This is a genomic window from Leifsonia sp. NPDC102414 (assembly GCF_044765685.1).
GTDB lineage: Bacteria > Actinomycetota > Actinomycetes > Actinomycetales > Microbacteriaceae > Leifsonia.
The window spans coordinates 307,907-330,034 of sequence record NZ_JBIWKN010000003.1; the positions used below are offsets into that span (position 1 = coordinate 307,907).

Sequence of the window (22,128 nt, forward strand, 5' to 3'; positions counted from 1 at the left end):
CTCAGTTGCCTTCTCTCTGTGACTGCTCTGTGTTCTGCGACGGCTGCGACGACTCCCGCGACGGCTCCGGCACGGCGCGGATCAGCAGGTCGGCCCCCAACTGCTCGACCGACTGGATGCGCAGCAGCCGCTGCTCAGCGATGGTCCCGACCCCGATGTCCCCCAGCGCGAGCCTGCCGCCGCCGAGCAGGGTGGGCGCGAGGTAGATCGCGAACTCGTCGACGAGGCCGGCCTCGACGAACGCGCTGGCGAGCGTCGGCCCTCCCTCGACGTAGACGCGCCGGAAGCCGCGCTGGTGAAGGTCGGCCACCACCTCGTGCACATCGTGCGTCCCCTCGAAGATGACGGGGTTGGGGTGGCGGAAGATCGCCGCATCCTTGGGCACGCCGCGCATCCCGACCACCACAGGCGTCGGCTGGGTGCGCATCAGCTCGCCTGCGTCGCCGCGGGCCGTGAGGCTGGGATCGTCGGCGAGCACTGTGCCTGTGCCGACCACGATGGCGTCGGAGGCTTCGCGCTGCTCGTGAACGCGCTGCCTGGCCGCTGCGCCGGTGATCCAGGTGCTCGTGCCGTCGTCCGCGGCAGCACGGCCGTCGAGGCTGCTCGCCCACTTGAGGGTGATGTGCGGGCGGCCGAGGCGCGCTGCGGTGAGCCAGTCGTCGAGGAATGACTCGACCTCGTCGGCCAGCACGCCGCCGATCACCTCGACTCCGGCTTCGCGCAGCCGTTCCGCGCCTCCGCCGGAGGAGTGGCCGGGGTCGGACACCGCGTAGACGACGCGGGAGACGCCCGCCTCGATCAGGGCCTCCGAGCACGGACCGGTGTGACCCCAGTGGTTGCACGGCTCGAGCGTGACGACGGCGGTCGCGCCGCGCGCGGCTCCCTCGCCGAGCTTGGACAGCGCGTCCACCTCCGCGTGCGCCGTTCCGACGCCGCGGTGCCAGCCCTCGGAGATGGTCGCGCCGTCGGCGTCGACGATCACGCAGCCCACCCGCGGGTTCACGCCGGTGGCCGGCCCGTTGTGAGCGAGTTCGATGGCGGTTCTCATCGCCGCGTCCCACGTCATCCCAGATCGGTCCTGTCTCTTTGAATCGAGACGTGTGCCGGGGTCGCGTGGCGAACGGTCGCACGCGACCGCCACCCGTGCTGCCTCCCATCCGGACTGAGTTGCCAGGCGTTGCCTGACCCCATTACCGTCGGTGCCGGAATTTCACCGGCTCAACAGTGCTGCGCTCTCACGCAGCCCCGCTCGCGGACTGTCACCGCCGGTTCGGACTTTCACCGACCCCGGAGCACGTTTATCTTCTGAGTCTAGTCAACGCGCGGGTCCGCCGAGTATTCCCGTCGCACTGTTACGCGGTCGGCTGCCTGATCCAGCCGGCCGTGACGCCCTGGACGACCGAGCCGTCGAGGTCTGCGAGCTTCACCCCGGCGAACCGGCGCGCTACCTCCGACGGCTGCACGCGGGCGGCGGGATGCTCGTCCGCCAGCACGGAGACGATCACCTCCGCGACGCCGTCTGGCGTCTGCGCGTTGGCTGGATCGAACGCGGCGGCGGTGCGCGCGAGGTACGCGTCGAACAGCGGCCGGTACGGCGAGTCGTCCGCAGGAGCCGAGCCGGCCGCTCCGACGTTCGCCACGAACTCGGTGGAGACGGCGCCAGGCTCGATGACCGTCACCCGCACGCCGAGCGCGGCGGCCACCGGCGTCAGTGACTCCAGGAAACCTTCGACGGCGAACTTCGCCGCGCAGTACGCCTCGTTGAACGGCTGACCGACCACCCCGCCGACGCTGGAGACGGTCAGCAGCCTGCCTCCGCTCTCGCGCAGCAGGGGCAGCGCCGCCTTGGTGACGGCGACGACGCCGAAGAAGTTGACCTCCATCACGTCGCGAACGGCCTGAACGGACTCGTCCTCGATCGTGCCGACGTGACCGGCGCCCGCATTGTTGAGCAGCGCGTCCAGGCGTCCGTGCGCCGACCGGATGTGCGCGAAGCACGCCTCGATGGATGCGGGCCTCGTCACATCCAGAGCCTGCACGTCGAGCGATACTCCCGCCTCGCGCGCGGCGGCGTCGAGGGGCCCGCGCTTGCCGAGATCGCGCATCGTCGCGACGACGGTGTGACCTGCGCGGGCGGCGGCGATGGCGGCGGCCCGGCCGATGCCGGTCGACGTTCCGGTGATGAGGAGGACGGAGGCGGAGCCGGTCGCGGAGGCGGTCATGCGCTCAGTCTCGCAGCGACACCAGTGCGCGCGCTGTGCCCTCGTCCACGATCAGGTCGGTGATGAGCTCGGCGGAGAGGGCGCCGCGGAGGCTGTGCACCTTGGAGGGGCCGGACACCACGCAGACCCGGCGCGGCACCCGTTTGATGAGGTCGATGTCCGGGCCGCTCGCCCGCTCGTTGAGCGGGATGCCGTGGTGACTGCCGTCCTCGCGGAAGAACACCGTGGCGACGTCGCCGACCACACCGGACACGTCCAGGGATGCGTAGTCGGCCTGGTCGAGGTAACCGCCGGCGTACACGTGGGAGCGCACCTCGGAGAAGGGGGAGCCGAGGCCGAAGATCGCCACGTCCATCCGCTCCTGGATGTCCAGGATGCGCCTGGTGCTGCGCTCGCGCCACATCGCCTTCTTGGTCTGCGGGTCGTCGAACAGGGCGGGGACGGGGAACTCCTGGATGGTGCCGGAGAAGGTGTCGCCGAACCTGCGCAGGATCTCCGAGGCGTAGAGCACACCCGTCGTGTACGTGTTGCCCGCACCGTTGAGCTGCACGAATTCGAGGTTGTGCAGATCCTTCGGGATGAGGTGCCTGCTGAGGGCGCTCATCGTGGACCCCCAGGCGATGCCGACGGTCTGGTTGGAGTCGATGAACCTGTCGAGAATTCGTGCAGCCGAGATGGCGACGCGCTCCAGTCTGTCCACGTCGCTGATGGCGCTCGGCATGGGGACGATGTGCGCCGCGATGCCGTACCGGTCGTGGATGTCCTGCTGGATGCGCGTCGCGCCCTCGTGCGGTGTCGCGATCTGGATGGTGACCAGTCCGGAGGCCCGCGCATAGCTGAGCAGGCGGGAAACGCTGGACCGCGAGGTGTGCATCTCGTGGGCGATGGCCTCCATCGTCAGGTCCTGCATGTAATAGAGGTGGCCTGCTTTGAGCGCGTCGCGCGTCTTCTCCGGCAGGTTCTCGGTCTCTGGGCTGGGCATCGGGTGTCGTCTTCTCTCGTCGAGCTACGGCTGCACGTATGTGCAGCCAGCTTGAACAAAGTGTCCGGGCATCGAAAACTATAGCTGCCAGACACCCGCACCGACAGAACCACAGGAGAAAGCCGTGACGACGAAGTCGAACGCAGCCCGCAGCGAGGTCGAACGCCTCCGTGACCGCCCGAACGCCCGCGTGCTCGTCATCGGCGGCGGCATCAACGGCATCGGCACCTTCCGCGACCTCGCCCTGCAGGGAGTCGACGTGGTGCTCGTCGAGCGCAACGACTTCGTCTCCGGAGCGTCCGCTGCGTCGAGCCACATGATCCACGGCGGTGTCCGTTACCTGGAGAACGGCGAGTTCCGCCTCGTCAAGGAGTCGGTCACCGAGCGCAACGGCCTGCTGAAGATCGCGCCGCACTACGTCAAGCCGCTGCAGACCACCATCCCGATCTTCTCCACCTTCTCCGGAATCCTGGCCGCCCCGCTGCGCTTCCTCACCCACAAGCAGGGCAAGCCGAAGGAGCGCGGTGCGTTCCTGATCAAGACCGGCCTCACGATCTACGACTCGTTCTCCCGCGACGGCGGCAGCGTTCCGCGCCACCAGTTCTCCGGCAAGAAGAAGTCCCTGGAGACCCAACCGGAGCTGAACCCCGGCATCAAGTACACGGCCACATACTTCGACGCCAGCGTCCACGACCCGGAGCGCCTGGCGCTGGATGTGCTCGCCGACGGTCTCGCAGCCGGTCCGCACGCCCGCGCGGCCAACTACGTCGAGGCGATCGGCGTCCGCGACGGCGGCGTGCTCGTCCGCGACCGCGAGACGGGCGAGGAGTTCTCGATCGTCGCCGACGTCGTCGTCAACGCGTCAGGACCGTGGACCGACCTCACCAACGCCGCGCTCGGCCGCAGCACCGAGTTCATGGGCGGCACGAAGGGCTCGCACATCGTCCTCGACAACCAGGAGCTGCTCGAGGCGTGCAAGGGCCGCGAGATGTTCTTCGAGAACAACGACGGCCGCATCGTGCTCATCTACCCGCTCAAGGGCAGGGTCATGGTCGGCACCACGGACCTCGAAGCGGACATGTCGGAGCGCGCCGTGTGCACCGAGGACGAGATCGACTACTTCATCGAACTGGTCTCGCACGTTTTCCCAACGATCCCTGTGACCCGCTCGCAGATCGTCTACAGCTTCTCCGGGGTCCGCCCTCTGCCGCACCACGACGACACAGCGCCTGGGTTCGTGTCCCGCGACTACCGCATCGTGCCAGGCAGCATCGACGGCCTCGGCGACACGAAGATCCTCAGCCTGGTCGGCGGCAAGTGGACGACGTTCCGTGCGCTGAGCGAGCACCTGGCCAACGAGACGCTGGATGCGCTCGGCGCCACCCGCACTGTCTCCACCGCCGGTCTCGCCATCGGAGGAGGCGTCGGCTTCCCTGCCACCCCGGCGGCGGAGCGCGACTGGATCGCCAGGTACGGCGCCGACGTGGGAAGCGAGCGCGCATCCCAGCTGCTGCACCGCTACGGCACCAAGGCGACATTCGTGATCGACGCCGTCGCCGGCAGCGACGACGACGATACCCGCCTCGCCAACGCGAGCGAGTACTCCCGCACCGAGATCGACTACCTCGTGCGCACCGAGCACGTCGTGCACCTCTCCGACGTGTTCCTGCGCCGCACGAGCATCGCGTTCGTCGGCGGAATCAGCGGCGCGCTGGTGCGCGAGGTCGGCGAAATCGTGGCGAACGCACTCGGATGGTCGCCAAACCGGCGGTCCGAGGAGGAAGATGCATTCATAGCGGAACTCGCCGACGCCCACCGGGTGCACCTCGAGTCGGAGGACGGCAGCGAAGCCGCAGCGCTCCGATGATGCACGAACGTGCATAGCACGGTTCTTGTCACGGTGGGCTGGCGCGAATAGCGTTCAATTGCCCACCCTGACGAGAACCACACCACATCGCACAACAGGGTGCGGGTCAACTGAACAACTGGAAGGTCAACGTGGACAATATCGGTGTAGATTTCCTGTCGGAGTTGGTGGGCACGGCGATGCTCGTCCTCCTCGGTACTGGCGTTGTGGCGAACGTCGCTCTCATCAAGAACAAAGGCTTCAACGGCGGGTTCCTGATGGTGAACATCGGCTGGGGCCTCGCGGTCTTCGCTGGTGTGATCGTCTCCTACAACTCCGGCGCTCATCTGAACCCTGCTGTGACGCTCGGACTTGTCGCCAACGGCGCCAAGGCGTTCGGCTCCGCAGCCGCGCACACGCTTGTTCCGGTGAACTTCGGTGTCGTGGCCTTGTACATCCTGGCTCAGCTGATCGGTGCCATCATCGGCGCCGTCCTCACCTGGCTGGCGTACAAGAAGCACTTCGACGAGGAGCCGGAGCCCGCGAACAAGCTCGGTGTTTTCTCGACCGGCCCTGCCATCCGCAGCTACGCGTGGAACCTCGTGACGGAGATCATCGGCACGTTCGTGCTGGTGTTCGTGGTCATCGCGTTCGGCCACCAGCCGGGAACCGCTGCCGGTCTCGCCGCCCTCGGCGCTCTGCCCGTCGCCCTCCTGGTTATCGGCATCGGCGCCAGCCTCGGTGGTCCGACGGGGTACGCCATCAACCCTGCCCGTGACCTCGGCCCGCGCATCGCGCACGCCATCCTGCCGATCAAGGGCAAGGGTTCGAGCGACTGGTCGTACGCCTGGGTTCCCGTCGTCGGCCCGATCATCGGTGGTCTGCTCGCCGGTTGGCTCGCCATCATCCTGCTCCCCATCCTCAAGTAGCACCCGCGGGCCGGTCCGGAATCGGACCGGCCCGCATCAGTCCCACCCCCCCAAAACAAAGGAGTTACCTATGGCCGACTACGTTGTCGCCATCGACCAGGGCACGACCAGTACCCGAGCGATCATCTTCGACAAGTCCGGGTCGATCGTGTCGACCGGTCAGTTGGAGCACGAGCAGATCTTCCCGAAGGCCGGTTGGGTGGAGCACAACCCGGTGGAGATCTGGAACAACACCCGCGAGGTGATCGGTCAGGCGCTCTCCAAGGCAGATCTGACCCGTCACGACATCGCGGCCGTCGGCATCACGAACCAGCGCGAGACCGCGGTGGTCTGGGACAAGAACACCGGCGAGCCCGTCTACAACGCCATCGTCTGGCAGGACACCCGCACCCAGCCGATCGTCGACCGCCTCGCGGCCGACGGGGGCGTCGAGCGGTTCAAGCAGATCGTCGGCCTTCCGCTGGCGACCTACTTCTCGGGCACCAAGATCGTCTGGATCCTGGAGAACGTCGAGGGAGCTCGTGAGCGCGCGGAGGCCGGGGACCTGCTCTTCGGCACCACGGACTCGTGGGTGCTCTGGAACCTGACAGGCGGCCCGGACGGCGGCGTGCACGCCACCGACGTGACCAACGCCTCCCGCACCCTGTTCATGGACCTGGAGACGCTGACCTGGCGCGACGACATCCTCGAGGTGTTCGGCGTTCCGAAGTCGATGCTCCCGGAGATCAAGAGCTCGTCGGAGGTCTACGGCGAGGTCGAGCCGTCCAGCCTTCTCCGCGAGGTGCCTGTCGCTGGCATCCTCGGCGACCAGCAGGCGGCGACGTTCGGCCAGGCCGCGTTCGACACCGGCGAGTCGAAGAACACCTACGGCACGGGTAACTTCCTCATCTTCAACACGGGTGAGGAGATCGTCCACTCGAAGAACGGTCTGCTGACGACGCTGGGCTACAAGCTCGGCGACTCGAAGCCGCACTACGCCCTCGAGGGTTCCATCGCCGTCACCGGTTCGCTGGTGCAGTGGCTCCGCGACAACCTGGGCATCATCTCGAGCGCCCCGGAGATCGAGGAGCTCGCCAAGACGGTCGAGGACAACGGCGGCGCGTACTTCGTGCCCGCGTTCTCCGGTCTGTTCGCGCCGTACTGGCGGTCGGATGCGCGCGGTGCGCTCGTCGGCCTCACCCGGTACGTCAACAAGGGGCACATCGCCCGCGCCGCCCTGGAGGCCACGGCATTCCAGACCCGCGAGGTGCTGGATGCGGTCAACGCCGACTCCGGCGTCGACCTCACCGAGCTGAAGGTCGACGGCGGCATGATCGCCAACAACACCCTGATGCAGTTCCAGGCCGACATCCTCGGCGTCCCCGTCATCCGCCCGGTCGTCGCAGAGACGACCGCTCTGGGTGCCGCGTACGCCGCCGGTCTGGCGGTGGGCTTCTGGGAGAACCTGGACGACCTCCGCAAGAACTGGCAGGAGGACAGCCGCTGGGAGCCGAAGATGGAGGACGACGAGCGCGACCGTCAGCTCCGCCTCTGGAAGAAGGCCGTCACCAAGACCTTCGACTGGGTCGACGAAGACGTGCAGAACGCCTGATCGTCACGCACACACGAACGCCGCTCGGCTCCCGCCGGGCGGCGTTCGCGCGTTTCCCGCTTACGCGAGCAGGGAGGGCAGCTCGGCGAGCGACGCGATGCGCAGCACGCCGGCCGCGGCGGCGTCGGCCGCGTCCTCCTGCGCAGGCGTCTCTCCTGTGCGGTCCAGCCAGACGCCGGTGAGCCCGGCGCGGGCAGCGCCGATCGCGTCGGTGCGCAGCCGGTCGCCGATGTATGCTGCGTCGCCGGGCGCGACGCCGAACACCTCGCAGGCGTGCAGGAAGATCGCCGGGTCCGGCTTCACGATGCCCAGCTCTCCGGACGCGATCACGTGCTCGACCCGCTGGTCGAGGGCTACGGTCGTCACCTTGCGCGTCTGGAACGCCAGGTCGCCGTTCGTGATGAGACCGAAGCGCACGCCGGGGATGCGCTCGGTCAGCGCATCCAGGCACGGCAGCGCGTCGTCGTGGAGGGCCCAGCTCTCCACGTAGCGCTCGAAGTACGTCGCGAACCACACGCTCGCCGCCGCGTCGTCGAGGGCGACCCCGTGCCTGGCGGCGAAGTCGCGGGCGCGCGCCCGGCGCTGCCCCTCGAAGTCCAGACGGCCGGCGAGGTACGAGTGGTAGTGCGTCTCCTCCAGGTCGTGCCAGAAGGAGACCGTCGTGGCGGCGTCCAGGGCGCCGTATGGCGCGCCGAGCGTCGACACGTGCTTCTGGATGCCGGCGGCCACGGCGGCCCGGTGGGCGAACAGGGTGTCGTCCAGGTCGAACAGCACGACAGTGGGCGCTGTCATGCGTCCGCTTGCACGTAGGTCGCGTCCGGCCAGTCGTCCGCCTGCTCACGCGGATCGGACGGCAGCAGCGCGGCCTGCCAGTCGTCCAGGCGAACGCCGCGCTGGACTCCTCCCGCGCGCCTGGTGCCCTCGAATCGGAAGCCTGCGCGGCGGGCGACGGATGCGCTGGCCGCGTTGCCGACGAACGCCCGCCAGACCAGGCGCTCGAGTCCGAGGCCGGACGGCTCCGGCGCGAACGCGTGGTCGATCGCGAGCGCGACGGCGGCCGTCATCAGGCCACGGCCCCGTGCCTCCGGCGCCAGCCAGAAGCCGATCTCCGCTTCGCCGTCGCGGATGCCGTCGAGGCCGATCATGCCGATCAGCTCGCCGTCTTCCGATTCGCGGATCGCCCAGGTGCGCGACGCGCCGCTCGTCCAGGCGGCTGGCACGATATCGAGCACGAACGTCTCCGCGTTCTCTCGGACATACGGGGACGGCACCGTCGTCCAGCGCGCGATCGCGGGCTCGGCGCACAGCTCGGTCACCCGGTCGATGTCGGCTGCTCCCGGCACGGAGAGCACGACGCGTGAGCCCGTCAGGACGATGGGCTCACGCGTCGATTCCGCTGTCATGCTGCGACCTCAGCGCACGCGGCGCAGGAAGCCGACGCGGTCGTAGACCGTCGCGAGCGTCGCCTCGGCGATCTCCTCCGCGCGAGCGGCGTTCCTGGCGAGGATGCGATCGAGCTCCGCCGGGTCGTCGAGCAGGTCGAGCGCGCGCTGGCGCACGGGCGCGAAGGTCTCCACGACCACCTCGGCGAGGCCCTTCTTGAAGTCGCCGTAGCCTTTGCCGTCGTACTCCAGCTCGATCGACTCGACGCTGCGGCCAGAGAGCGACGCGTAGATCGACAGCAGGTTGGAGATGCCCGGCTTGCCTTCTCGATCGAACGACACGACGCCGTCGGTGTCGGTCACGGCGCGCATGATCTTCTTCTGAGTGACCTTCGGCTCGTCGAGCAGCCACACCACACCAGCGTGCGACTCCGCCGACTTCGACATCTTGGCCGTGGGGTTCTGCAGGTCGTAGATGCGGGCGCTCTCCTTGAGGATCATCGCCTGCGGCACCACGAACGTCTCGCCGAACCGGCTGTTGAAGCGCTCAGCCAGGTCGCGGGTCAGCTCGACGTGCTGGCGCTGGTCGTCGCCGACCGGCACGACCTCCGCGCCGTAGAGCAGGATGTCCGCCGCCATCAGCACGGGATAGGCGAACAGGCCGACAGAGGTCGCCTCGGCGCCCTGCTTGGCCGACTTGTCTTTGAACTGCGTCATACGCGACGCTTCGCCGAACCCGGTGATCGTGTTCAGCACCCAGGCGAGCTCGGCGTGAGCGGGGACGTGCGACTGCACGTACAGGGTGGATGCCGACGGGTCGATCCCGGCCGCGATGTACTGCGCCGCCGTCCTGCGCGTCTTCTCGCGCAGTTCGGCCGGCTCCTGGGCGACCGTGATCGCGTGCATGTCGACCACGGAGAAGAACGCGTCGTGGGTGGTCTGCAGCTCTTTCCACTGCAGCAGCGCGCCGATGTAGTTGCCGAGCTGCAGGGAGTCTGCCGATGGTTGCATGCCCGAATAGAGGCGGGGGAGAGTGGTCATGGGATGTCCTTGAAAGTCTGAAGAGTGGAGAAGCGGGTCAGATGGCGTAGTCGACGACCACGGGAGTGTGGTCCGACCATCGCTCGTCGTAGGCTTCCGCCCGATCGACCGCGTAGTGCTTCACCGTCGCCGCGAGCGCGGGGGTCGCGAGCTGGTAGTCGATGCGCCAACCTGTGTCGTTGTCGAACGCCTGTCCGCGCCACGACCACCAGGTGTACGGGCCGTCGACCTCTCCTGCCCACTTGCGCCCGACGTCGACCCAGCCGAGACCGCCGCCCGCGTTGTAGTCGTCGTCGCCCTCCGCGCCGACGAAGCGGTCGAAGTACGCCCGCTCGTCCGGCAGGAAGCCGGCACGCTTGACGTTGCCCTTCCAGTTGCGGATGTCGAGCGTGCGGTGCCCGACGTTCAGGTCGCCGAGCACGACCGCGTACTCGCTGTGCTTCTGGAGTTCCGGCAGGCGGGCCTCCATCGCATCCAGGAAGGTGTACTTCTCGACCTGCTTGGGGGAGTCGGCCTCTCCGGAGTGCACGTAGGTGCTCACCACGGTGATGACCTTGCCGCCAACCTCGTAGTCGGCCTCCAGCCAGCGCCCTGCGCTGTCGAACTCCTCTGGCCCGAGCTCCACCCGGTGGATGGACGCGCGGTGCCTGCTCGCGATGGCCACCCCTGCCCGCCCCTTAGCCGTGGCCGGGTCGTGCAGGATGTCCCACTCCTCACCGAGCAGCGACTGGATGTCCTCCGTGGATGCGCGGACCTCCTGAATGGCGAGGATGTCCACATCCCGGGTGTCGAGCCACGCGCCCATGCCCTTGCGGAAGGCGGCGCGGATGCCGTTGGTGTTGATCGTGGCGATACGCACGGGCTTCGAAGGCATGCATCAAGCCTACCGGGGACGACCGACGGTCCCCTCGTCGAGCACGTCGTTGAGGTTGTTCTGGGCGCGCTCGACGGAACGCTGCGCGCGCAGTCTGCCGAGCCAGCGAGCAGAGGCCAGCGCATCCTTGGCCCGTTCGAGCTCCGCCTTGGCCACGACGACGCGGGCCTGGTGCTCTGCCGCCGCCTTCTCCGCTGCCGCCTGCTCCGGCGTGACCAGGCGTGGGGAGAGCCCGCGGTCGAACATCCCGACGGCGATCCAGGAGGCGGAGAGTAGGATCACCCGCGAGACGAAGTTGAACCAGATCAGCAGACCGATGAAGACGGCGAACGTTGCCAGCAGCGGGTTCTTGGTCGCCCCGCCGAGGAAGACACCGGCCAGGGTGCTCAGCCCGGCGAGGGTGAGGCTGCCGAGCAGCGTACCGAAGAAGAGGTTCCGCCACGGCACGGCGACGCGCGCGAGCACGCGGAACATGGCGCCGAGCGTGACGATGTTGAGGAGCACGGAGACGAACAGGCCGGACACCCGCGCGACCACACTGGTCCAGAACGAGTCGCCCAGTCCGATCAGATCGAGCACGAACGTGAGCGCCTCGGTGCTGACAATGGTGAGCACCGCCGAGATCAGCAGCACGATGCCGAACAGCATGGCCAGGCCGAGGTCGCGGATCTTCTGCAGGACGTAGTTGGTGGTGTCCCTGGTGAGCCCGAACACCGCGCGGACGGCCTGCCTCGTGTAGTACAGCCAGCCGATCGCCGTCCAGATCAGGCCGACCGCGGCGATGATGCCGGTCCAGCCGAAGGATGTGGCGCTCTCGAGCTGCGACAACTGGATGGCGCCCGGCTGAGTGTCCGTCGCGATGAGCCCGGGGACCGCTCGGTTGATGAGGTCCGTGAGCGCCCCCAGTACCTCCTGGTTGCCTGTCAGCCAGAGGCCCGCCACCGAGAACGCCACCCAGATCGCGGCGAAGATCGCGAACAGGGCCTGGTAGCCCATCCCGGCGGCGCGAAGGTTGCCGTCGCTGTACGAGAAGTTCATGTACACGCGATACGGCCGGAGGGCCTTGACCCACTTGGCCCAGATGGTGACCCGCGCGACCGGCTTCTCCAGCCGTTCGCGCAGCGGCTCCGTCGCCTCGGTGATCTTGTCCTTCAGCGACTCGGAGTCCGGGTCGATCGTGCCCTCAGCGCGCTGCAACGCCGGATCGGGACGCACGGGTGCGACGTCGTGTCTCGACTTCTTGGCCACGGCCCCAGCCTATCCACCGCCAGATACCGGAAACTGCGCGATTTCCGTCGGAAATCGCGCAGTCACGGGTAACCCGTGAAGAGCTCGGCTCAGCGCTTGCCGCGCATGATGGCCTGCTTGACCTCGGCGATGGCCTGCGTCACCTGGATGCCGCGGGGGCACGCGTCGGTGCAGTTGAAGGTGGTGCGGCAGCGCCACACGCCTTCCTTGTCGTTGAGGATGTCGAGGCGCACCTGCGAGTTGTCGTCGCGGGAGTCGAAGATGAAGCGGTGCGCGTTGACGATCGCCGCCGGGCCGAAGTACTGCCCGTCCGTCCAGAACACCGGGCACGACGAGGTGCACGCCGCGCACAGGATGCACTTGGTGGTGTCGTCGAAGCGGGCGCGGTCTGCGACCGACTGGATGCGCTCCTTGTCCTTCGGCGGAGCGCTGTTCGCGACGAGGAAGGGCTGAACCTCGCGGTAGGAGGCGAAGAACGGCTCCATGTCCACGATGAGGTCCTTCTCCAGCGGCAGGCCCTTGATGGCCTCGACGTAGATCGGCTTCGAGATGTCGAGGTCCTTGATCAGCGTCTTGCAGGCGAGGCGGTTGCGGCCGTTGATCCGCATGGCGTCCGAACCGCAGATGCCGTGCGCGCAGGAGCGGCGGAAGGTCAGCGAGCCGTCCTGCTCCCACTTGATCTTGTGCAGCGCGTCCAGGATGCGGTCGGTCGGGAACATCTCGACGTCGAAGTCCTGCCAGCGCGGCTCCGTGTCCACATCCGGGTCGAAACGCCGGATGATCAGGGTCACGGTGAACGACTGGATCGGCGCCTCGGGTGCGGGCGGAGTCTCGAGCACGGCGTTCGACATCAGTACTTCCTCTCCATCGGCTGGTAGTTGGTCACGACGACCGGCTTCCAGTCGAGTCGAATGTGGTCGGCGGCGTCGGACGAGTGCGGGTCGCCCGAGAGGTACGCCATGGTGTGCTTCATGAAGTTCTCGTCGTCGCGCTTGGGGTAGTCGTCGCGCATGTGGCCGCCGCGGCTCTCCTGGCGGTTGCGCGCCGAGTACACCACGACTTCGGCGAGGTCGAGCAGGAAGCCGAGCTCCACAGCCTCGAGGAGGTCCGTGTTGAAGCGCTTGCCCTTGTCCTGCACGACGATGTTGCGGTAGCGGTCGCGGAGCTCGTGGATGGTCGTGGTGACCTTCGCGAGCGACTCGTCCGTGCGGAACACCTGGGCGTTCTTGTCCATCTCGTCCTGCAGTTCCTTGCGGATGGCAGCGATGCGCTCGGTGCCCGTTCCGTTGCGGAGCCCGTCGATCATCTCGCGGACGGCCTTCGCCGGGTCTTCCGGCAGCGGGACGGCGGTTGCGGTCTTGACGTACTCGACCGCGTTGTTGCCTGCACGCTTGCCGAACACGTTGATGTCGAGCAGCGAGTTGGTGCCAAGACGGTTGGAGCCGTGCACGGAGACGCAGGCGCACTCGCCCGCGGCGTAGAGGCCGGGAACGACCGTGGTGTTGTCGCGCAGCACCTCGGCGGCCGTGTTGGTCGGGATGCCGCCCATCGCGTAGTGCGCTGTCGGCATCACGGGCACGGGCTCGACCACGGGGTCGACGCCGAGGTAGGTGCGGGCGAACTCGGTGATGTCCGGCAGCTTGGTCTCCAGGACCTCGGCGCCCAGGTGGGTGCAGTCGAGCAGCACGTAGTCCTTGTGCGGACCGGCGCCGCGGCCTTCCGCGACCTCCTGGACCATGCAGCGGGCGACGATGTCGCGCGGCGCGAGGTCTTTGATGGTGGGGGCGTAGCGCTCCATGAAGCGCTCACCGCTCGCGTTGCGGAGGATCGCGCCCTCACCGCGGGCGCCCTCGGTGAGCAGGATGCCCAGCCCGGCGAGGCCGGTCGGGTGGAACTGGAAGAACTCCATGTCCTCGAGCGGGAGCTTCTTGCGCCAGATGATGCCGACGCCGTCACCGGTGAGGGTGTGGGCGTTGGAGGTGGTCTTGTAGATCTTGCCGAAGCCGCCCGTTGCGAAGATGATCGCCTTCGAGTGGAAGACGTGCAGCTCGCCGGTGGCCAGCTCGTAGGCGACGACGCCGGCGGGCTGGTCGACCCCGTCCACCTCGTTCATGATCACGTCGAGGACGTAGTACTCGTTGAAGAAGTTGATGCCGAGCTTGACGCAGTTCTGGAACAGCGTCTGCAGGATCATGTGGCCGGTGCGGTCCGCTGCGTAGCAGGCGCGGCGCACAGGCGCCTTGCCGTGGTCGCGGGTGTGACCGCCGAAGCGGCGCTGGTCGATCTTGCCCTCTGGCGTGCGGTTGAACGGCAGGCCCATGTTCTCGAGGTCGATGACGGCGTCGATGGCTTCCTTGGCGAGGATCTCGGCGGCGTCCTGGTCGACGAGGTAGTCGCCGCCCTTGACGGTGTCGAAGGTGTGCCACTCCCAGTTGTCCTCTTCCACGTTCGCCAGCGCCGCGGCCATGCCGCCCTGCGCGGCTCCCGTGTGGGAGCGGGTGGGGTAGAGCTTCGAGATCACCGCGGTCTTGGCGTGCGGACCGGCTTCGATCGCAGCGCGCATCCCTGCGCCGCCTGCGCCGACGATGACGATGTCGAACTCGTGGTAGTGGACGCCGTCGATGACGGTCGATTCAGAGGTTTCAGTTGTCACAGCGTTTTCCGTAGTCGTTGGCTACTAGGTGATTACTTGACCGGGCAGAACGACGGCAGAAGATCGGCCGGAGCGCCTGCTGGGCAGGGTTCGAAGGTGAAGATCACGAGCGTGCCGAGGACCACGAGCACGACGACGGCGGCGAGGATCGCGCCCTTCAGGATGCGGTTGACCACCTTGTTGTACGAGTAGTCGTTGACCAAGGTGCGCATCCCGTTGCCGCCGTGGATCATGGCGAGCCAGAGCATCAGCAGATCCCAGATCTGCCAGAACGGCGTTGCGTACTTGCCGCCGATGAAGGCGAAGTCGATCTGCTTGACGCCCTCGCCCATGACGAGGTTGACGAACAGGTGGCCGAAGATGAGGACGATCAGCAGCACGCCGGACGCGCGCATGTAGATCCAGCCCCACTTCTCCCAGTTGACGCCCTTGCGGGCAGGGCGGGACGGGGTGCGAGGCGCTTCGATGGTGGTCATGGTCAGTGCCCCTCTCCGAAGATGTGGATGAGCTGCACGGGAACGAAGCCGGCCATGAGCACGACCCAGATCACGATGACGATGTAGAACATGACCTTCTGGTACTTGACGCCCTTGCTCCAGAAGTCGATGAGGATGATCCGGATGCCGTTGAAGGCGTGGAACATGATGGCGCCGACGAGGGCGATCTCACCGAGTCCCATGATGGGGTTCTTGTATGTCCCGATCACCGCGTTGTACGCCTCTGGGCTGACCCGGACGAGCGAGGTGTCGAGGATGTGAACGAGAAGGAAGAAGAAGATGGCGACGCCGGTGATGCGGTGCAGCACCCACGACCACATTCCCTCTCGGCCCCGGTACAGTGTCCCGCCCGGCCTGTTCTTGGTCGGCTGCAGGGTTCCTGCCGCTTGATCTGGCACGAACAACCCTCCCTGGTTGTGGTCGCTTGCTGACGCGCTTGAGCGCCGTACCAGTCTATGCCGCACGGCTGTTTCACGCTGCTTAGGCAGGCCTAAGTATCTCGACGTCGAGACAAATCCGGTCGGCGGTCAGGAGGGCGCCGACAGGCCGAGAACAGGGTAGAGGACGCGGAAGCCCTCCTGCAGGCCGCCGGTGAGCGCCTTCTGCACGTGCCCGCCGTTCGGCACCTCGTGATAGTCGACGTTCATTCCCACCTGGCGGGCCGCCGCGGCGACCCGGAGGGCGACGGGGCGGTACATCGCGTCGTCGGAGCCGACGGTGAAGACAGCCGTGGTGTGCCGGAAGTCCTTTCCGTGCATGATGCGGAGCGGCTTCTGGTTCTCGTACGCGTCCTTGTCTCCGCCGAACACGTCGTGGAGCACGGCCGCCTCGTGGTCGGAGCCCGGGAACTCCTCTCCCGAGATGTCGATGAGGTTGGAGAACAGGTCGGGCCGTTTGACCGCGATCGACAGGGCGCACTGCCCGCCGTTGGAGTATCCGGCGATCGTCCAGAACCGGTGGTCGTGGGTGATGTTGAGGTGCTTCTGCGCCCAGTCGATGACGTCGCCGGTGAGGAAGGTCTGCGCGTTCCCGAACCGCTTCGTGTCGAGGCAGAGCGGGTCCCTGAGCGGGTCGCCGAGCTGGTCGGCGACGATGACGATCGGGGCGAGGCCTCCGTGCTTGGCGGCGATCGGGTCGAGCACCGCCGCTGCCTGATACGGGTCGGGGTTGCCTGGCTGCCCCATCAGCATCACCACGAGGGGAAGGGGCGGCGGGTGCTCGACGAGGGCGGCGGGAGGCAGGTAGATCCCCGCAGGCCGTGAGGAGAAGCCGGACCCGCTGTTCGGGATCACCTGGCTGCCCGTCCTGCCGTGCTTCGGGAGGTCGGCAGGCGGCTTCCAGTGCTTCCAGAGCTGCGTGTCGTACCCGGATGCTGCCGTCGGCGGCGTGAGCCTGATCGGCTTGTCTGTCGAGATGGAGAACAGGTTGCCGAGCGTGCGGTTGATTCCGTACGTCGCGTTCACAGCGAGCGTGCCTGCCGCGATGAACACCGGGATGCACGCCACCGCGACGATCTTCCGCCAGCGGGGAGACCGCCACAGGTTCACCACGGCGAGCGCCACCGCGCAGCAGGTCGCGGTGATCCACGTGTAGTTCACGAGGCCGAGCGAGGTTCCGAAGAGGTCGAGCCAGCGCACGGCGACCAGCCAGATGCCCACGGAGACCACGAGACCGGCCGCGACAGCGGACACCGCGGTCACCAGCCAGCGCAGGCTGGGCCGCCGCGCCAGCAGGAACGCGGCAGCGACGGCCGCGACGGCCAGCACCGTCACGATCACCGGGCCATCGACGACATCGGTCGTCAGCAGCGCGTCGAACATGCGTATTCCACCCCCAGGCTGGCTGCCGGGAGTTCGGGTGCGCGGCAGGCGCCGGACGGAACGCTAGCGCATCAGGATGGCTGAACTCCTTACAACACGTCGCTGGAGCCCGTGAGCTTCAGCGCATCCACGACGGCCTTCACCCGCTGGGCGTTCTCGCTGGTCGTGACGAGGAGCGCATCCGGGGTGTCGACCACCACGATGTCCTTCACGCCGATGAGGCTGATCACCCGGCCGGACTGACTGACCACGATGCCGCTGGAGGCATCGGAGAGGACGCGGGCGTTCTCGCCGAGGATGGCCAGGTCGGACTTGCGGCCGCCCGAGTTGAGCTTGGCGAGCGAGGCGAAGTCTCCGACATCGTCCCAGTCGAAATATCCGGGAATGACAGAGAGCGCGCCCCTGCTCGCTGCCGGCTCCGCCACGGCGTAGTCGATCGCGATCTTCTCCAGCCCTGGCCAGATGCGGTCGACGGCCGGGCCGCGCGTCGCGGGGTCGTCCCAGGCCTCCGCCAGCTCGAGCAGCCCGGCGTGGAGTTCGGGCTTCGATCGGCCGATCTCCTCCAGCAGGCGGTCGGCGCGGGAGATGAACATGCTCGCGTTCCAGAGGTACGCGCCGCTGGCCAGGTAGCCCTCCGCCGTCTCCAGATCCGGCTTCTCGACGAACTCGGTCACCGAGAGCGCGCTCGGCGCCCCGTCGATACCCAGCCCTTCGCCGGTCCGGATGTAGCCGAAGCCGACCGAAGGCTCCGTCGGCCGGATGCCGATGGTCGTGATGTACCCGGCGTCTGCGGAGGCGACGGCCTCGCGGACCGCGGCGCCGAACAGGGGGAGGTTCTTGATGACGTGATCGGCGGCGAACGACCCGATGATCACGCCGGGCTCCCTGCGCTCCAGGATCGCGGCGGCCAGGCCGATGGCGGCGGTGGAGTCGCGCGGCTCCGACTCCAGGACGACGTTGTGATCGGCCAGTGTCGGCAGCTGCGCCTCGACGGCGGCGCGGTGGGCGCGGCCGGTGACGACCATGATCCGCTGCTCGCCGGAGAGTGGAGCGAGCCTGTCCCAGGTGTCGCGAAGCAGGGTCTGTCCAGAGCCCGTGAGATCGTGCAGGAACTTGGGCGCGTCGGCGCGGGAGAGCGGCCAGAGCCGCGAGCCGATCCCGCCGGCCGGGATCACGGCGTAGAAGCGGTCGAGCGCGCTGGAGGTGTGTGCCATGTCGAAAGGATACCGAGCGCTCCCGGACACCGGCCGTTCACACCGGGGTCACCGCGGCTGCCTAGCCTGGCGGCATGCGCGTAGCGGTGGTCAGCGAGAGCTTCCTCCCCACAGTCAACGGGGTCACCACCAGTGTCTGCCGGGTGCTGGAGCACCTGGCGGCCGAGGGCCACGAAGCGATCGTGGTGTGCCCGGACGCAGGAGCTCCCGCCGAGTACTCCGGCTTCCGGGTGCATCAGGTGCCGTCCGTGGCGTACCGGCAGTTCCCCGTCGGGCTCCCCAGCCCGCAGGTGCAGCGCATCCTGAGCAGGTTCGAGCCCGACGTGCTGCACGCCGCGTCCCCTTTCCTCCTCGGGGCGCAGGGGATCGCTGCCGCCAATCGGCTCGGCGTGCCGTCCGTGGCTATCTACCAGACGGATGTCGCAGGGTACGCCAGGCGCAACGGGCTCGGGATGACGTCGGCCATCGCGTGGAAGTACGTGCGCTGGGTGCACGACGGCGCCGACCTCACGCTCGTGCCGTCCGCCGCGTCGGAGTACGACCTGCGCACCGCGGGCGTCCGCTCGCTCGCGCGCTGGGGCAGAGGGGTCGACCTGGAGCGCTACCACCCCAACAACCGCAGGACGCCTGCCGCCATCGCGCTCCGCGATCAGCTGTCGCCGGACGGCGAGCTCGTCGTCGGGTACGTCGGCCGCATCGCGCCGGAGAAGCAGGTGGAGCGCCTCCGCGCGCTGCGCGGCATCCCCGGCCTCCAGCTCGCCATCGTCGGGGACGGCCCGTCGCGCGCCTCCGTCGCCGCCGAGCTGCGCGGGATGCCGGTGACCTGGCTCGGCCGGCTGGGCGGCTCCGACCTCGCTGCGGCGTATGCGAGTTTCGACATGTTCGTGCACACCGGCACGGAGGAGACCTTCGGCCAGACCGTTCAGGAGGCCCACGCGTCTGGCATACCGGTGGTCGCGCCGCGTGCTGGAGGGCCGATCGACCTGGTCGAGCACGGCGTCGACGGACTGCTGGTGCAGCCGTCGGACGACAGGGCGCTGCGCGCCGCTGTGAAGATGCTCGCCGCAGACGCACCGCTGCGCCTCAGGATGGGCGAGGCGGGCAGGCGTGCAGTGCTCGGCCGCAGCTGGGAGGCGATCTGCACCGAGCTCGTCGGACACTACGAGAGCGTGCTCGGCGGCGCACGAAAGCGGGTCCAGCGCACCGGCAGACAGCGCGCGTACAGTTAGGTGGCCGTGCGAGCACGGCCGGTCCACTCGTACGCAGCACCCCGGAGGTGACTCATGGCTTTGAACACCAACCGACGCGGCATCCCGATGCCCTTCGTCTCCCGCACGCGCCGAGTCGATCCTCCGTCAGAGACCTCGTCGTCCGAGCAGAACCAGCCGCGCGAGCCGCGGCCCAGCATGGTCGACTCCGCCATCTACTCCGACGGCCACCGCGTCGCGTCGCCACGCAGCCTCGCAGAGACGTACCGAGCGCTGGACGCGACGAAGGACGGCGTCGCATGGATCGGCCTCTACCGGCCGAGCGCCGATGAGCTGATGTCCCTCGCCGACGAGTTCGGCCTGCACCAGCTGGCCATCGAGGACGCGATCGTCGCGCACCAGCGGCCCAAGCTGGAGCGCTACGACACCGTTCTCTTCGTGGTGCTCAAAGCGGCCAACTACCTGGATGTGCCAGAAGAGGTCGACTTCGGCGAGCTGCACCTCTTCGTCGGCCCGAACTTCGTCATCACCGTCCGGCACAGCGAGTCGCCCGACCTCTCTCATGTCCGGCAGAGGATGGAGAGGGAGCCGGAGCTGCTCGCCCTCGGCACCCAGGCCATTCTCTACGCGATCATCGACGCTGTGGTGGATGCGTACAGCCCGGTCGTCGCCGGTCTCGCCAACGACATCGACGAGATCGAGACGCAGGTGTTCGGCGGGGACGCGCTGGTGTCCAGGCGCATCTACGAGCTGTCGCGCGAGGTCATCGACTTCCAGAGGGCGACGCATCCACTGACCGCTGTGATGGATGCGCTCGAGCACGGCTCGTCGAAGTACGGCGTCACCCAGGAGTTGCAGCGCGGACTGCGCGACGTCGCCGACCACCTCACGGTCGTGAACGAGCGGGTCGACGGGTTCCGTCAGCTCCTGCGCGACATCCTCACGGTGAACTCCACGCTCGTGTCCGAGCGCAGGAATGAGGAGATGGAGCGGCTGGCGCACTCGACGCACAGGCAGGGCGAGGAGGTCAAGCGCATCTCGTCCTGGGCGGCGATCCTGTTCGCTCCGTCGCTCGTCGCCGGCGTCTACGGGATGAACTTCACCCATATGCCGGAGCTGGACTGGACCTTCGGGTATCCGCTGGCCGTCCTGGCCATGCTCGGGCTGAGCGGTCTCCTCTACTTCGTGTTCAAGAAGCGCGGGTGGCTGTAGGGGGCAGACGCGGGGGACAAGATGCTCAAATGAGCAGGTGCCAAACAGGCGTGCATTTGTAACGCTTGCATGAAGAAGCCGGATTTTCGAACGGAGCGGTTCGTCACATTCGGTAACGTGAACAGCAAATGGCCTCCCTTCACCCGAGGAGGCCTGCATCTTGGAGGACACCACCTTGACAATCACAGCCCGTAAGGCCGGAGTGCTCGGCCTGGTAGCGGTCGGCGTCATGTCGATGCTGGCCGCGTGTTCGGCTGCCCCGTCGGACAACTCGACCACGGGAGCCGCGAAGAGCGACTTCCTGCCCTGCATGGTCTCCGACGCCGGCGGATTCGACGACAAGTCGTTCAACGAGACCAGCTACAACGGCATGGTCAGCGCGACGAAGAGCCTCGGCATCAGCTACAAGAAGGCCGAGTCGAAGAACGCGAACGACTACAGCCCGAACATCCAGAGCATGGTCGACCAGAACTGCAACCTGATCATCTCGGTCGGGTTCAACCTGAAGGACGCCACCGAGAAGGCCGCCAAGGCCAACCCGGACATCGACTTCGCCACGGTCGACGACAACGAGATCACGGCGGACAACGTCCGCCCGATCATCTTCGACACCGCTCAGGCCGCCTTCCTCGGCGGATACGCTGCTGCGAGCTACTCGAAGTCCGGCGTCGTCGGCACCTTCGGCGGCATGCAGTTCCCGACCGTCACCATCTTCATGGACGGCTTCGCGGACGGCGTCGCGTACTACAACCAGCAGAAGGGCAAGGACGTCAAGGTCGTCGGCTGGGACGTCAAGGCTCAGAACGGTGCGTTCACCGGTGGCTTCGACGCCAACGACACGGCCAAGACCACGGCGCAGGGCATCATCGACCAGGGCGCTGACGTGATCATGCCCGTCGGCGGCCCGATCTACCAGTCGGCAGCGCAGGCGATCAAGGACTCCGGCAAGGACATCGCGATGGTCGGCGTCGACACCGACGTCTTCATCTCGGACCCGGCTGTCAAGGACATCCTGCTCACCTCGGTGATGAAGGGTCTCGACACCGCCACCGCATCCGTCGTCAAGGACGCCGCGAACGGCAAGTTCACCAACACGCCGTACGTCGGAACCCTGAAGAACGACGGCGTCGGGCTGGCCCCGTTCCACAACTTCGAGTCGAAGGTGGACAAGGGCCTGCAGGGAGAGCTGGACAAGATCAAGGCCGGCATCATCGACGGCTCGATCACGGTCGAGTCTCCGTCGTCGCCCAAGGCGTAACAGCACGATCGCACTACACGGGGAGGTCAGCGGATGCTGGCCTCCCCGGTCTTTTGGCCCTTGTCACGACTGCTCAACTGAGCACACACTGACATATGTGCAAAAAGGTAGGGTGAAGACGCGCATCGAGGCCATCCTCCTTTCCCGCGCG

At 67.5% G+C, this 22,128-nt stretch carries 20 protein-coding genes and 1 riboswitch; of the genes, 6 read left to right on the forward strand and 14 right to left on the reverse strand.

Going from position 1 to position 22,128, the window contains the following annotated elements; translation table 11 throughout:
• Position 1: 1 nt before the first annotated feature.
• The 3 genes from ribD to ACIRCZ_RS14210 form a co-directional block, all read right to left on the reverse strand.
• Positions 2-1,066 carry a bifunctional diaminohydroxyphosphoribosylaminopyrimidine deaminase/5-amino-6-(5-phosphoribosylamino)uracil reductase RibD gene (gene ribD / locus ACIRCZ_RS14200; protein ID WP_402854208.1) on the reverse strand — a complete coding sequence of 355 codons (1,065 nt, stop codon included), beginning with the start codon at positions 1,064-1,066 and terminating at the stop codon, positions 2-4.
• A 73-nt stretch (positions 1,067-1,139) separates the two neighbouring features.
• A riboswitch (FMN riboswitch) is annotated at positions 1,140-1,300 on the reverse strand.
• A 52-nt stretch (positions 1,301-1,352) separates the two neighbouring features.
• Complete coding sequence (locus ACIRCZ_RS14205; protein WP_402854211.1) at positions 1,353-2,222, reverse strand: SDR family NAD(P)-dependent oxidoreductase; 870 nt, start codon at positions 2,220-2,222, stop codon at positions 1,353-1,355.
• A 4-nt stretch (positions 2,223-2,226) separates the two neighbouring features.
• Positions 2,227-3,204: a sugar-binding transcriptional regulator gene (locus ACIRCZ_RS14210; protein ID WP_055890687.1), complete on the reverse strand. Its 978-nt coding sequence runs from the start codon at positions 3,202-3,204 to the stop codon at positions 2,227-2,229.
• A gap of 124 nt (positions 3,205-3,328) precedes the next feature.
• On the opposite strand from ACIRCZ_RS14210, the gene ACIRCZ_RS14215 reads away from it, so the two are divergent.
• The 3 genes from ACIRCZ_RS14215 (at position 3,329) to glpK (ending at position 7,570) form a co-directional block, all read left to right on the forward strand.
• Positions 3,329-5,071, forward strand: coding sequence for a glycerol-3-phosphate dehydrogenase/oxidase (locus tag ACIRCZ_RS14215; protein WP_402854214.1), 1,743 nt, complete (start codon positions 3,329-3,331; stop codon positions 5,069-5,071).
• A 179-nt stretch (positions 5,072-5,250) separates the two neighbouring features.
• On the forward strand, positions 5,251-5,979 hold the full coding sequence (locus ACIRCZ_RS14220) for an MIP/aquaporin family protein (protein WP_055891577.1): 729 nt from the start codon (positions 5,251-5,253) through the stop codon (positions 5,977-5,979).
• A 70-nt stretch (positions 5,980-6,049) separates the two neighbouring features.
• Complete coding sequence (gene glpK / locus ACIRCZ_RS14225) at positions 6,050-7,570, forward strand: glycerol kinase GlpK (RefSeq protein WP_402854217.1); 1,521 nt, start codon at positions 6,050-6,052, stop codon at positions 7,568-7,570.
• A 60-nt stretch (positions 7,571-7,630) separates the two neighbouring features.
• Here glpK and ACIRCZ_RS14230 read toward each other — a convergent pair whose 3' ends face one another.
• The 11 genes from ACIRCZ_RS14230 to ACIRCZ_RS14280 form a co-directional block, all read right to left on the reverse strand.
• Positions 7,631-8,362 carry an HAD family hydrolase gene (locus ACIRCZ_RS14230; protein WP_402854220.1) on the reverse strand — a complete coding sequence of 244 codons (732 nt, stop codon included), beginning with the start codon at positions 8,360-8,362 and terminating at the stop codon, positions 7,631-7,633.
• Complete coding sequence (locus ACIRCZ_RS14235; protein ID WP_402854223.1) at positions 8,359-8,973, reverse strand: GNAT family N-acetyltransferase; 615 nt, start codon at positions 8,971-8,973, stop codon at positions 8,359-8,361. The genes ACIRCZ_RS14230 and ACIRCZ_RS14235 overlap by 4 nt, the downstream gene beginning before the upstream one ends.
• Before the next feature lie 9 nt (positions 8,974-8,982).
• A complete protein-coding gene (gene trpS / locus ACIRCZ_RS14240; RefSeq protein WP_402854225.1) occupies positions 8,983-9,993 on the reverse strand; it encodes a tryptophan--tRNA ligase in 1,011 nt (336 codons plus the stop codon).
• Between the two features lie 37 nt (positions 9,994-10,030).
• A complete protein-coding gene (locus ACIRCZ_RS14245) occupies positions 10,031-10,867 on the reverse strand; it encodes an exodeoxyribonuclease III (RefSeq protein ID WP_055890697.1) in 837 nt (278 codons plus the stop codon).
• 9 nt (positions 10,868-10,876) lie between these two features.
• Entirely contained in the window at positions 10,877-12,115 is a 1,239-nt protein-coding gene (locus ACIRCZ_RS14250) for a YihY/virulence factor BrkB family protein (RefSeq protein WP_402854228.1), read from the reverse strand.
• An 89-nt stretch (positions 12,116-12,204) separates the two neighbouring features.
• Entirely contained in the window at positions 12,205-12,966 is a 762-nt protein-coding gene (locus ACIRCZ_RS14255) for a succinate dehydrogenase iron-sulfur subunit (RefSeq protein ID WP_055890702.1), read from the reverse strand.
• Positions 12,966-14,768, reverse strand: a complete 1,803-nt coding sequence (gene sdhA, locus ACIRCZ_RS14260) for a succinate dehydrogenase flavoprotein subunit (RefSeq protein WP_402854232.1) — start codon at positions 14,766-14,768, stop codon at positions 12,966-12,968. Before sdhA ends, ACIRCZ_RS14255 begins: the two co-directional genes overlap by 1 nt.
• A gap of 32 nt (positions 14,769-14,800) precedes the next feature.
• The gene (locus tag ACIRCZ_RS14265; protein ID WP_055890706.1) at positions 14,801-15,244 is read right to left on the reverse strand and encodes a succinate dehydrogenase hydrophobic membrane anchor subunit; all 444 of its coding nucleotides are present in this window, start codon (positions 15,242-15,244) and stop codon (positions 14,801-14,803) included.
• Between the two features lie 2 nt (positions 15,245-15,246).
• Positions 15,247-15,585 carry a succinate dehydrogenase, cytochrome b556 subunit gene (gene sdhC, locus ACIRCZ_RS14270; RefSeq protein WP_402854568.1) on the reverse strand — a complete coding sequence of 113 codons (339 nt, stop codon included), beginning with the start codon at positions 15,583-15,585 and terminating at the stop codon, positions 15,247-15,249.
• Positions 15,586-15,792: 207 nt separating this feature from the next.
• Positions 15,793-17,085: an alpha/beta hydrolase gene (locus tag ACIRCZ_RS14275; RefSeq protein ID WP_402854235.1), complete on the reverse strand. Its 1,293-nt coding sequence runs from the start codon at positions 17,083-17,085 to the stop codon at positions 15,793-15,795.
• An 89-nt stretch (positions 17,086-17,174) separates the two neighbouring features.
• Positions 17,175-18,299, reverse strand: a complete 1,125-nt coding sequence (locus ACIRCZ_RS14280; protein WP_402854238.1) for a mannose-1-phosphate guanylyltransferase — start codon at positions 18,297-18,299, stop codon at positions 17,175-17,177.
• A gap of 74 nt (positions 18,300-18,373) precedes the next feature.
• On the opposite strand from ACIRCZ_RS14280, the gene ACIRCZ_RS14285 reads away from it, so the two are divergent.
• From ACIRCZ_RS14285 to ACIRCZ_RS14295, 3 genes are all read left to right on the forward strand, one after another.
• Positions 18,374-19,528, forward strand: a complete 1,155-nt coding sequence (locus ACIRCZ_RS14285; protein WP_402854241.1) for a glycosyltransferase family 4 protein — start codon at positions 18,374-18,376, stop codon at positions 19,526-19,528.
• 54 nt (positions 19,529-19,582) lie between these two features.
• Entirely contained in the window at positions 19,583-20,719 is a 1,137-nt protein-coding gene (locus tag ACIRCZ_RS14290) for a magnesium and cobalt transport protein CorA (RefSeq protein WP_082581212.1), read from the forward strand.
• A gap of 175 nt (positions 20,720-20,894) precedes the next feature.
• Positions 20,895-21,977, forward strand: a complete 1,083-nt coding sequence (locus tag ACIRCZ_RS14295) for a BMP family protein (RefSeq protein ID WP_402854246.1) — start codon at positions 20,895-20,897, stop codon at positions 21,975-21,977.
• Positions 21,978-22,128 lie beyond the last annotated feature (151 nt).

Excerpts from the sequence above, each read along its gene's own strand:
- ACIRCZ_RS14205 (WP_402854211.1), bottom strand. The coding sequence starts at position 2,222 with ATGACCGCCTCCGCGACCGGCTCCGCCTCCGTCCTCCTCATCACCGGA.
- ACIRCZ_RS14255 (WP_055890702.1), bottom strand. The coding sequence starts at position 12,966 with ATGTCGAACGCCGTGCTCGAGACTCCGCCCGCACCCGAGGCGCCGATC.
- ACIRCZ_RS14220 (WP_055891577.1), top strand. The coding sequence starts at position 5,251 with ATGCTCGTCCTCCTCGGTACTGGCGTTGTGGCGAACGTCGCTCTCATC.
- trpS (WP_402854225.1), bottom strand. The coding sequence starts at position 9,993 with ATGACCACTCTCCCCCGCCTCTATTCGGGCATGCAACCATCGGCAGAC.
- glpK (WP_402854217.1), top strand. The coding sequence starts at position 6,050 with ATGGCCGACTACGTTGTCGCCATCGACCAGGGCACGACCAGTACCCGA.
- ACIRCZ_RS14280 (WP_402854238.1), bottom strand. The coding sequence starts at position 18,299 with ATGGCACACACCTCCAGCGCGCTCGACCGCTTCTACGCCGTGATCCCG.
- ACIRCZ_RS14285 (WP_402854241.1), top strand. The coding sequence starts at position 18,374 with ATGCGCGTAGCGGTGGTCAGCGAGAGCTTCCTCCCCACAGTCAACGGG.
- ACIRCZ_RS14290 (WP_082581212.1), top strand. The coding sequence starts at position 19,583 with ATGGCTTTGAACACCAACCGACGCGGCATCCCGATGCCCTTCGTCTCC.
- ACIRCZ_RS14275 (WP_402854235.1), bottom strand. The coding sequence starts at position 17,085 with ATGTTCGACGCGCTGCTGACGACCGATGTCGTCGATGGCCCGGTGATC.
- sdhC (WP_402854568.1), bottom strand. The coding sequence starts at position 15,585 with ATGTGGTCGTGGGTGCTGCACCGCATCACCGGCGTCGCCATCTTCTTC.
- ACIRCZ_RS14235 (WP_402854223.1), bottom strand. The coding sequence starts at position 8,973 with ATGACAGCGGAATCGACGCGTGAGCCCATCGTCCTGACGGGCTCACGC.
- ACIRCZ_RS14245 (WP_055890697.1), bottom strand. The coding sequence starts at position 10,867 with ATGCCTTCGAAGCCCGTGCGTATCGCCACGATCAACACCAACGGCATC.
- ribD (WP_402854208.1), bottom strand. The coding sequence starts at position 1,066 with ATGACGTGGGACGCGGCGATGAGAACCGCCATCGAACTCGCTCACAAC.
- ACIRCZ_RS14210 (WP_055890687.1), bottom strand. The coding sequence starts at position 3,204 with ATGCCCAGCCCAGAGACCGAGAACCTGCCGGAGAAGACGCGCGACGCG.
- ACIRCZ_RS14265 (WP_055890706.1), bottom strand. The coding sequence starts at position 15,244 with ATGACCACCATCGAAGCGCCTCGCACCCCGTCCCGCCCTGCCCGCAAG.
- ACIRCZ_RS14230 (WP_402854220.1), bottom strand. The coding sequence starts at position 8,362 with ATGACAGCGCCCACTGTCGTGCTGTTCGACCTGGACGACACCCTGTTC.